Source organism: Acidicapsa acidisoli, assembly GCF_025685625.1.
GTDB classification, from domain to species: Bacteria; Acidobacteriota; Terriglobia; order Terriglobales; family Acidobacteriaceae; genus Acidicapsa; species Acidicapsa acidisoli.
This window is the reverse complement of the sequence record NZ_JAGSYI010000008.1, coordinates 63967-72795: the sequence shown is the minus strand read 5'-3', so window position 1 is coordinate 72795 and position 8829 is coordinate 63967. Positions and strand designations below refer to the sequence as shown.

Genomic DNA, 8829 nt, shown 5'->3' with positions numbered 1-8829 from the left:
TACAACGAGCTTTGGGCGGCGATATGCGCAAAATGGGCGCCTTTCGCTTCGCAGCATTGGTTGTGCGATTGGCAATGGCGGTTGTCGTTCTGCACGGATTGGAGATTCTGCTGTGGGCGACGTTCTATCGATGGCGTTGCTTGCCATCTTGGGACTCGGCAATCTACTTCTCCGCGAGTAGTTATTCCACGCTTGGATGCAGTGACGTTAGCCTCCCATTGCAGTGGCGCACCCTTGGGCCGCTCGAGAGCGTCATCGGTGTGTTGATGTGTGGCATATCGGCGAGTCTTCTGTTTGCAATTGTCACCCGGCTTATTAACCGCGAGGAGCAATCCTCGCCTAAAGAACAGGGAGCTGACGTTTACCGGTTCTCCAGGTACGTGCCGCCAGTAGTTGAGATATGCCGGAAAGGAAATAGCAATGAGTAGTGCAACAACGATCTCCTGGAAAATGCAAGCGGGACACAGGAGGTCACCCCATGGCTCATTGGTGTCGTGGTATCCCTTGCTGCATTCATGGAGGTGCTCAACACAAGTATTGCGAATGTTGCACTCCCACATATCGCAGGCAATCTGAGGACGAGCAATGACGAGAGTACATGGGTTTTGACTAGCTATCTCGTGCCTAACGCGACGTAGGTCTCTATGCAAAGCATGGGGACGAGTCTCAGTTCTCGTTCTTCGAGGGCGCTTCAGAATCGTTGCAGCGTCGATTAGAGATTTTGAGCCGGTAGGTTGATGAAGGAAGAACATGAGAGGCAATAACGTGGAACAGCTGTGGTACGGCTTGTGTCTGATCGAGGCACTAGTCACTTTGTTCGTCGTGTCGGTCGCGGTCCTGCTCATTAAGCAGTTCTTGCGCTGTATTCCCTGCAATCACGTTAAGCGATGTTCGGCGAAACACTCGATGACGCATACGCTTGGCACCGTGCGGCCAACTCGGAAAGCTGCCGGTCTCGATCCGGGCGACATTGAGAGGCGCGTCGGATGAACTATTGTGACCGGTTCATATGCTTGCCCTGCATTTGGCAAATCGTCTTGAGGGAGAACCTTGAGGTAATTCCATCAATTTGAAATATGGGAGATTTAGCAATGACTCAGAAACAGATTCAAGTCGGAATCGTAGGTGGGTCGCGAAGAAACTCGGTGCGCACGTCATCGCCGGCGTCCGCGGCTCACAGAAGAAGGCGGCAGAGGAACTCGGGGCCGATACCCTTCTCGCCCTCGATAGCCGCCAGGAGATGAACTCTCTAGGCTCCGTCGAGGTCGTCGCGGATACGATTGGTGGCGAGGTCGGCGACGCGCTTATGGCGAAAGTCAAGCCGGGCGGAATTTACGCCTCCGTCGTAGGCCCTCCCCCAAATGCCAAACTTCACCCTGCCGCAAATGTGGAGGCATTCGGCTCCCATCCTGACGCAGTGAGCATGCGCTTGCTCGCAGAAGACATCGCAAACGGAAAGTTCACAATTCCTGTCGATCGCACACTCCCGCTCGCCGAAGCGGCGAAAGCACACGCTGAGGCGGAGAAGAACGGCATCGGCAAGGTTCTCCCGCACTGCCCAAGCCGCGCACCGACCAGATGTTGATGATTGAAGTGCTGGTATCTTCAGGTACTGACACCAATAGGAAAAAAGGTCTTGTTGCCGCTCTGGTCGAGAAACTTGGCGAAGCAGGCATCGACCCAAACGACATAGTGGTGTTCTTTTTGGAGATCGATCGCGGGAGCGGATCATTCGGTGGCGGCCGGTTCGCACCACCTGTTGCCTTCGCCTGACCGCCCCCGTAGCATCCTTGCGGCATGGATTGGAAGAAACCGAAGATGGGCAGGAGAGACGGTTTCGAAGCCTATTAGCTGACTGGGAGCGTTTCAGAACGGCCGCAATCGAAACAAACGGTCTGTGAGTCATTCGTTTCGCGGCCATGTTCTATTTCGAAGCGCGGAGAGAAGAGCCGCGCAGCGAGCGCAGTATGGCCGTAGTCAAGGATTTGATCGGCTCCCAAAAACCTCGCGAAGTGCCTGAAGTGCCCGGGTCAGCGGGCTTCGCGACGAGCGATCTCTAAGCCATTCTGGAACGACGAGGGTGATTACTGTGCCAGATGTGGCAGTGCTAACGAGAGTTAGCGTTCCACCAATGCGTCCCGAGCGCTCGCGCATTCCTTTTAGCCCGAAGTGGCCTTCTCTTCCTTTTTCGAGGACAAACGGATCTATGCCGACTCCGTTGTCGCTCACCCGCAGCGTCAGGTCGCGGCCATAGCGCAACTCGATATCCAAACGAGTTGCGCGCGAATGTCGTGACGCATTTTGAATTGCTTCATAGCCAACCCGATAAACTTCATCGCGAACGATGGGATGTATTTTCCGAACATCGCCCACAACCGAGAGAGATGCGGCCATTGAGCTGGGAATAGTATCGCCGTCAACAATGTGCTGAAATGCATCCCGAAGGCTAATGCGCTCGCTTGTAGATTCGCGCAGAGAATTGAGCGCCGCCCGTGCTTCCTGTGTCGCCAGATCAAGCCAGACCGCCAAGCGACTCAGTGCGTGATGCATGCTTTCCGGATCGGACGGTTTTTCTAAAGCATCATCCACGACCATTTTGCTTCCCTGGAGGGTCTGGATAAAGGTGTCATGCAACTCTCGTGCCATCCGGGTCCGCTCGGCGAGGCGCTCGTCTGATCTTATGCTGGCGGCCAGAGTAACCTGCTGCACTCGAATGCGATGAATGATCCAAATGAAGAGGATGGCGGCGATGGCAGCAGAGCTTCGGAACCAGCGGGTCTGAAACCAGGCGGGCAGGAGGCGGAAGTCAACAGCGGCTCCGGCCTCATTCCAGAAGCCATCATTGTTACAAGCCATAACGCGAAAGCGATAGTCGCCGGGCGGCAGATCGCTATAGAAAGCCTGCCGCCGCGTGCCGGCATCCTGCCAACCCGAATCGTGCCCTTCAAGCTTGTAACGAAATCTAACCTTTTGCGGTGTTGTAAAGCTTAGCGCGGTGTACGCGATTTCTATATCCCGCGTGAAAGGGGGCAAAGAGACATTTGCAATCGAGTATCGCTGATGATCGGCAACAATTTCTTCGATGTGTACAGGCGGCGGCAGGGAATTCTGCGCGACGTGATCCGGATCAATCATTTGCAGCGAAGAGCCATTGGCAAACCAGAGCCTTCCGTCCGGCGATTTCGCGGCTCCGTTAAATGGAACAGGTCCCGGTTGAGCTCCATCGAAAGCATCAAACACCTTCACGTTTACAACGGTGTCAGGTTGCTTCAACCACCTTTGAAGTTCCGAGTTGGCTATCTTCAGCAACCCACATTGTCCATAAAGCCAAAGAGCATCCCGATTGTCCGCGATAAGTGTATGGATATAGTCACATGGAAGGCCATTGCGTACGGTAAGCTCTTGCTGCTTGCCATCTTTCCACGCTATTACCCCAAAAGCAGTTGCCCCCATGATGGTTCCATCAGACTTCACCAGAAGATCTTTGACGAATGAAGACACGTCTGGCGAAATGCTTTGTTTGAACGGGAATGTATCCAGCTTGCCGTGCGCATAACGTGCGAGATCACCGCTGATCAAACCTAACCAGATACCGGCGTCCGGATCGGCGGCAAGCTTTCGAGCAGCAGGCATTGTCGGTGCTGGGAATTGCTCCTGCACTTGGAAATCTCGAACCCGAAGCAGGGTTCTCGGCGGTCCGATCGTCTCCGCCCAAATGTTTCCTTCGGTGTCTTCGGTCATCCCGACAACAAAACCAACAGGCCTTCGATCGCGTTTTCTGACTTGCCGGAAGTTTCCACTCTGAAAAACCAGCAAGGAACTATCGACTCCAACCCACAGCCGGCCTGAGTGGTCTTCGAGGAGGGCGGTCACCTGATTCCATCGCAAGTTTCGTCGCCGCCGAACGGAGAAAGCGCTTCCGTGAAGAAGCGAAACCAACGCCCTCGGCCCACCCATCCACACCGTTCCGTCGCGAGAAGCCAGAACCGCATCCACCTCATCACTTGACAATCCTTCACGGCTGGAGAAGGTAGTCACGCGCATCTCGTGGAAATACTCAAGCCCCAGTGGCGTTACAACCCAGATATTGCCTTCCCGATCTTCGAATAGGCCCGCCGGCACCACGTCGTCACTTGAGAGGCCATCCGATTTGCCAAAGTGGTCCACCTGGCGTCCATGAATCCGAAAGAGACCTCTTTCCGATGTCCCAACCCAAAGGCTTTTCTGCCTATCTAGGAGCAATGCACTGACCTGCAACGTTTCGCCATCTAGCTGCGGCGTGATGAACGGCTTCCACGATCCATGGATCAGTTGCTGTAAACCGAGACCATGCCCTGACGCAGCCATTGCTACCCATGAGACACCGTCTGGAGCATGGACTATCGAGGTAACGCCCTCGGCATGATTGTCCTTAAGCCCTATCGGAAAGTATGGGATTGAAGAGCCTGGTTTCCAACAAACCACTCCTTGCGCCGTTCCGATCCAAAGGTTTCCGGACAGATCCTCTGCCAGTGATTCGGGGGATGCGAACGGGAATGCATCGTGTTTTCCGTAACATTGGGTTTGCTTACTAATTACCCTGCAGATGCCTGCCTGAGGCTCGAAAACCTCATCCCGAGTAAACCATATCTCTCCATTCGATCTCTCCAAAATTGCCCGGACGACTCCTGGTGCTTCGGAGTAAGTAGTCCATTCCTGATCTTTCCACCGAATCAATCCCGCGGGCGTTCCGATCCACAAGCTGCCGTCCCGTGAACCAAGCAGCGAGAAAACAGCGGTCGTCAGCGTCAACTTTCCGGCCGGCGGACTCCACCGCACGAAACGTACCCCATCGAAACGCCACAAACCGTTTTCGGTTCCGAACCAGAGATATCCGTCCGTTGATTGCGTTACGGCATAAAGCGTGCCGCTGAAGTAGCCATCCTGAAGCCGCCAGGCTGTGTGTCCGAACTGAGAGATCTTCTTGGCGGGATCGAGGGCGTACGAAAAATCTGGGCAAAGAATGAAGGGCGAAAGTAGGCAGAGGACCTGAATCAGGATGAACTTGCTGGACCGCGAAGTGTGCATCACTCGGAGCTCCGGCGCACACATAGTTCTAGACGGCATTTGAACTGAAGATAAGAAGCGCGAACATTGGCCCATGGTCTCTCGCGACCTCGAAGCGAATCATCCTAGCTTGGCACGCTCTAGATTACCCTGCCTCCGACCTCCGCCGAACCCCGAAAACTACTGGTTTTTACCCTGCAGTTTTCTGCAGGTTTCTAAACAGAAAGCAGTCCGCGACGAATTGCAATCGTCACCGCGTGGGTCCGATCGTTGGCTCCCAGCTTGTCCACGAGGTTCTTGATATGAAAGTTAACCGTCGATTCGGCAATAGAAAGTCGATCCGCAATTTGCTTGTTGCGAAAGCCATCGCGAATCAGGTGCAGCACTTCGAGTTCTCGCACGGTTAAATTGTCCCTATCCAGATTTTCAACGAGCTTGATGGCCACCTCTGACGGAATGTGCCGCTTGCCGGCATGAACCGACCGAATTATGTGCAGCAGCTCATTCTTGGACATGCACTTCAGCACGTACGCCGCAGCCCCCTCACGCAAGGAGCGCTGGATGTCGCCCTGGCTGTCGGAATTGGTAAGGATGATGATTCGAGCATGGGGGAACTGTCCACGAAGTGCGATCATGGCTTCGATGCCGTCACCACCTGAGAGGCGAATATCCATCAAAGTGATATCTGGGGAGTGCAGGCGAAATTCCGCAATGGCTTCCGACGCAGTGGTAGCTTGTCCAACGAGTGTCATGTCGGGCTGCGAACGGATGATTGTGAACAGCCCCTCGCTAAACACCGGATGGTCTTCAACACTGAGGATGCGAATTGGTGGATCAGCGGCCATTTGTGCGCCCAAACTTTTATTTTAACTGTTGCTGGTTCCTCCTGCCATCTTCACTTGCAACCGGTGTGCCGCTTTTGTGCGACCGAAAATAGGTGATTTACGCATTTGTAGAGGCTCTAGGCAGATTTGTTGTCGACTGGCCGTCAATGAAGAAGAAGAGACATACTTTCCGAGGCGCTCAGGAACTCGTCCCGACCGTCGGGCAATTACAAGCGGAACGGAGTTTATACAAAATCGCGGACACTACCTTCCCGGTCCGAACGCTGGGTTAGAGTGTCTGCCGCTATGCAAATGAATTTCGAAGTCTAGGGCACGATCGCAAATTCCCAAAGGTCCAAGTCATCATCCCGATTGCCGCAAAAGCGATTAACCTTGCGATCAGGCCACATGGGGAAGCACCTGATGATGGCGTCTGGGGCACATCCTGTCGCTTTGAGTTTCCCGATCCTCCAGAAAACTCACCGAAACTTGACAGTGAGGATTGCCGTTTGATCCTGCAGATAAATACAGTAGGCTAACTCAGCATATTAGGGTGTGCAGGGCTCACGGGTCATTGTATGTTCTGGATACAACGGCTGGTTCTCAGCACGAAACGTGAGTTCCGCCGCGGAGACATGATGTTCTAGATCCCACTGAGAGTTGGTGTTCCGTGGAAACTATCCGCCATAACTTCAATGCGATTCCGACTGTGCATCCAAACCCGCGTCGCAAGCCCTCACTTCCTTCTAATGGATACCTCGCCGTCCAATTAACGGAGAAAATCTATGTCATTGATGAGGATTTACCATTTCGCAAAACACTCTCACAATTGTTGGCCTCGCACGATATGGAAGTTATCTGTTTCGATTCGTCCGCAGATTGTTTTGCAAACGGAAAGCCGGGAGAGGCCGGCTGCCTGATTGTCGATCTGCGGTTGTCAGATGACAGTCGCACTAGCCGGCATCATCGAATTTGCTGGGAGATGGGCCCTCCAATCATATTCATGTCAGGTAATCCCGATATACGCGCTGCCGTGCGCGCCATGAAGATGGGGGCGATTGAGGTTCTTACGAAGCCTGTGGACCTAGCAGTGGTTGTCGAAGCAGTCCGCGAAGCCTTGGCTCAGAACCGAAAGCTGCGGCTGAAAAAGGCCGAAGTGGAGAAGCTCCAATATCGCTACTCGCTTCTATCGCCAAGGGAGCGGGACGTCGTCCCGCTAATCGTCGGAGGCCTGCTGAATAAACAAGCAGCCGCCATTCTCGGCATCTCAACGATCACTCTGCAAGTCCATCGGGGCCAAGTCATGCGAAAGATGGAAGCCGAATCCGTAGCTGATCTTGTCAGAATGGCCCTAAAGCTCCGAATCCCTTATTGGTGCCGAAACTACCGGAGCACAGCACAGTCAACCTAGGACTACCGTTTTGTACGCCGTGAAACGCGCTTGTCAACAGTGGGCGCAAGTCCCACCTGGTCACCCGAAGGCATAGAACAGTAGTCCTAATCTGCGCACTCAACTAAACGTAGAACGCCGTCGATGGGCATATCAACTTCTTCGGCTTTGACATAAGCGTATCGGAGCCAACACTATGCACATGCTGACTTACGCTGCAGAAGAGCCACCTATTGAAATCACAACTGACATCAGCGATATGTACTTGGTTGCCGCTGCCAAAGACAGAGATCACCAGGCATATGCAGAGTTGTGCCGCCAGCATTCAAAGCAGATTCTTCAAACGGTTCTACGGATTACACGCGACTTTGCGGATGCTGAAGACACCTTACAGGAAGCGTTTTGTGCCTGCGTTGTGAAATTGGTCCGAGAACGCTGACTGTTTTTCAACAGCCGTGAACGCCTCCTTAAACGAAGAAGTAGCAGCCAAGTGAAGAGTGTGGCTACGTATGCCGCGCGAGCCGGAAACCACAATGGAAGTTGCAGGCTCTAATTGTTCGATGTCTCCAGACCATAGAGGGAACCGTGAGACCACAACTTAGGAAACCAAGGGGTTCAGGCCGCGCCGATATCTTCTTGTTTGATCAAGGCGTTGGTCTGGATTTGCAAAATGAACGAACGCGATGCGCACAAAGCCGACTAACAGAGACCGAAAGGATGTCAGCAATCGGCAGAATGGTATGCTCTCTATCCCATGATATGCGTCACTCGCTCACGGCGATCTATGCGAACGCAGAATTTCTCGAGCGTCACGACATGTGTATCCGCGAGCGGGCTGATCTGGTACTCGAAATTCAGAAAGCAGTGCTCACGATGACGGAGCTCCTTGATTCACTACTGCAATTTGGCTGTACCGGACGGAATAATCCTCGTGTCCGTACGTGTGTCTCTCTGGTAGTTGAAAAAGCCGTCGCGGCAGTGAAGTTTCATCCAGACGGGCGGGATGTATCCATAACAGTCGGGAGACTACCGTCGGCAGAAGCAGACATCGATGCGCTGAATCTTCAGAGCGCCATCTTTAACTTGCTACTCAATGCCTGCCAGGCCGCTACAAGTTCAACAGACGTGCCTGAGGTCAATATCTGCCTTGCCGAAGTCGATGATCGAATTTACGTCACAATTCTGGACAACGGTCCCGGTATACCTGCTTCTGTCCGAAGTACGTTGTTCGATCCGTTCGTGACTGCGGGAAAACCCAACGGCACAGGCCTTGGACTCACCCTGGCTCGTCGAATCGCTGAAGAACACGGTGGCAGCGTCTGCCTTGAGGAATCGAATCCAAAAGGGGCGGTGTTCACGCTCAGTCTTACGAAGAACAGATCACCAGATTTAGAAGATTTGATCGTCGTATCGCCTACATCATCCGACTAGACGGTAGCCGTTTCCATAAAGGTCTTTCCGGTGACGTAGTACCGCTGCTCGGATGCGTTGCGAAGTCAGTGAAGTTCGCTTATGCCGCTCGGTTTGGCCACAGCCGGCACTGCCTTCAAGTGTTGTGAGGCAGTTCGG

The 8829-nt window shown here is 53.6% G+C and carries 8 protein-coding genes and 1 pseudogene; 7 read left to right on the top strand and 2 right to left on the bottom strand.

Annotated elements, in window-relative coordinates; translation table 11 throughout:
* The 4 genes and pseudogenes from OHL23_RS28435 to OHL23_RS28425 all read left to right on the top strand — a co-directional run.
* The coding region (locus tag OHL23_RS28435; protein WP_263355475.1) for a potassium channel family protein at positions 1–428 on the top strand (428 nt) is incomplete at its 5' end.
* A gap of 15 nt (positions 429–443) precedes the next feature.
* A pseudogene (locus tag OHL23_RS29150) lies at positions 444–632 on the top strand (DHA2 family efflux MFS transporter permease subunit); the annotation flags it as partial.
* A gap of 437 nt (positions 633–1069) precedes the next feature.
* The gene (locus tag OHL23_RS28430; RefSeq protein ID WP_263355474.1) at positions 1070–1585 is read left to right on the top strand and encodes a zinc-binding dehydrogenase; all 516 of its coding nucleotides are present in this window, start codon (positions 1070–1072) and stop codon (positions 1583–1585) included.
* Positions 1585–1773 carry a tautomerase family protein gene (locus OHL23_RS28425; protein ID WP_263355473.1) on the top strand — a complete coding sequence of 63 codons (189 nt, stop codon included), beginning with the start codon at positions 1585–1587 and terminating at the stop codon, positions 1771–1773. Before OHL23_RS28430 ends, OHL23_RS28425 begins: the two co-directional genes overlap by 1 nt.
* Before the next feature lie 204 nt (positions 1774–1977).
* Here OHL23_RS28425 and OHL23_RS28420 read toward each other — a convergent pair whose 3' ends face one another.
* Both OHL23_RS28420 and OHL23_RS28415 read right to left on the bottom strand, forming a co-directional pair.
* Positions 1978–5067, bottom strand: a complete 3090-nt coding sequence (locus OHL23_RS28420) for a ligand-binding sensor domain-containing protein (RefSeq protein ID WP_263355472.1) — start codon at positions 5065–5067, stop codon at positions 1978–1980.
* A gap of 194 nt (positions 5068–5261) precedes the next feature.
* Positions 5262–5903, bottom strand: coding sequence for a response regulator transcription factor (locus OHL23_RS28415; protein ID WP_317891739.1), 642 nt, complete (start codon positions 5901–5903; stop codon positions 5262–5264).
* Positions 5904–6540: 637 nt separating this feature from the next.
* On the opposite strand from OHL23_RS28415, the gene OHL23_RS28410 reads away from it, so the two are divergent.
* The 3 genes from OHL23_RS28410 to OHL23_RS28400 all read left to right on the top strand — a co-directional run bounded on the left by OHL23_RS28410 (position 6541) and on the right by OHL23_RS28400 (position 8691).
* Positions 6541–7281 (top strand): response regulator transcription factor, encoded by a 741-nt coding sequence (locus OHL23_RS28410; protein ID WP_317891738.1) that lies wholly within the window; start codon positions 6541–6543, stop codon positions 7279–7281.
* A 181-nt stretch (positions 7282–7462) separates the two neighbouring features.
* Positions 7463–7699: an RNA polymerase sigma factor gene (locus OHL23_RS28405; RefSeq protein WP_263355471.1), complete on the top strand. Its 237-nt coding sequence runs from the start codon at positions 7463–7465 to the stop codon at positions 7697–7699.
* 278 nt (positions 7700–7977) lie between these two features.
* Positions 7978–8691: a sensor histidine kinase gene (locus OHL23_RS28400; RefSeq protein WP_263355470.1), complete on the top strand. Its 714-nt coding sequence runs from the start codon at positions 7978–7980 to the stop codon at positions 8689–8691.
* The last annotated feature ends 138 nt before the right edge of the window (positions 8692–8829 follow it).

Coding starts and splice junctions, on each gene's coding strand:
- OHL23_RS28400 (WP_263355470.1), top strand. CDS start 7,978: ATGTCAGCAATCGGCAGAATGGTATGCTCTCTATCCCATGATATGCGT.
- OHL23_RS28420 (WP_263355472.1), bottom strand. CDS start 5,067: ATGCACACTTCGCGGTCCAGCAAGTTCATCCTGATTCAGGTCCTCTGC.
- OHL23_RS28405 (WP_263355471.1), top strand. CDS start 7,463: ATGCTGACTTACGCTGCAGAAGAGCCACCTATTGAAATCACAACTGAC.
- OHL23_RS28425 (WP_263355473.1), top strand. CDS start 1,585: ATGATTGAAGTGCTGGTATCTTCAGGTACTGACACCAATAGGAAAAAA.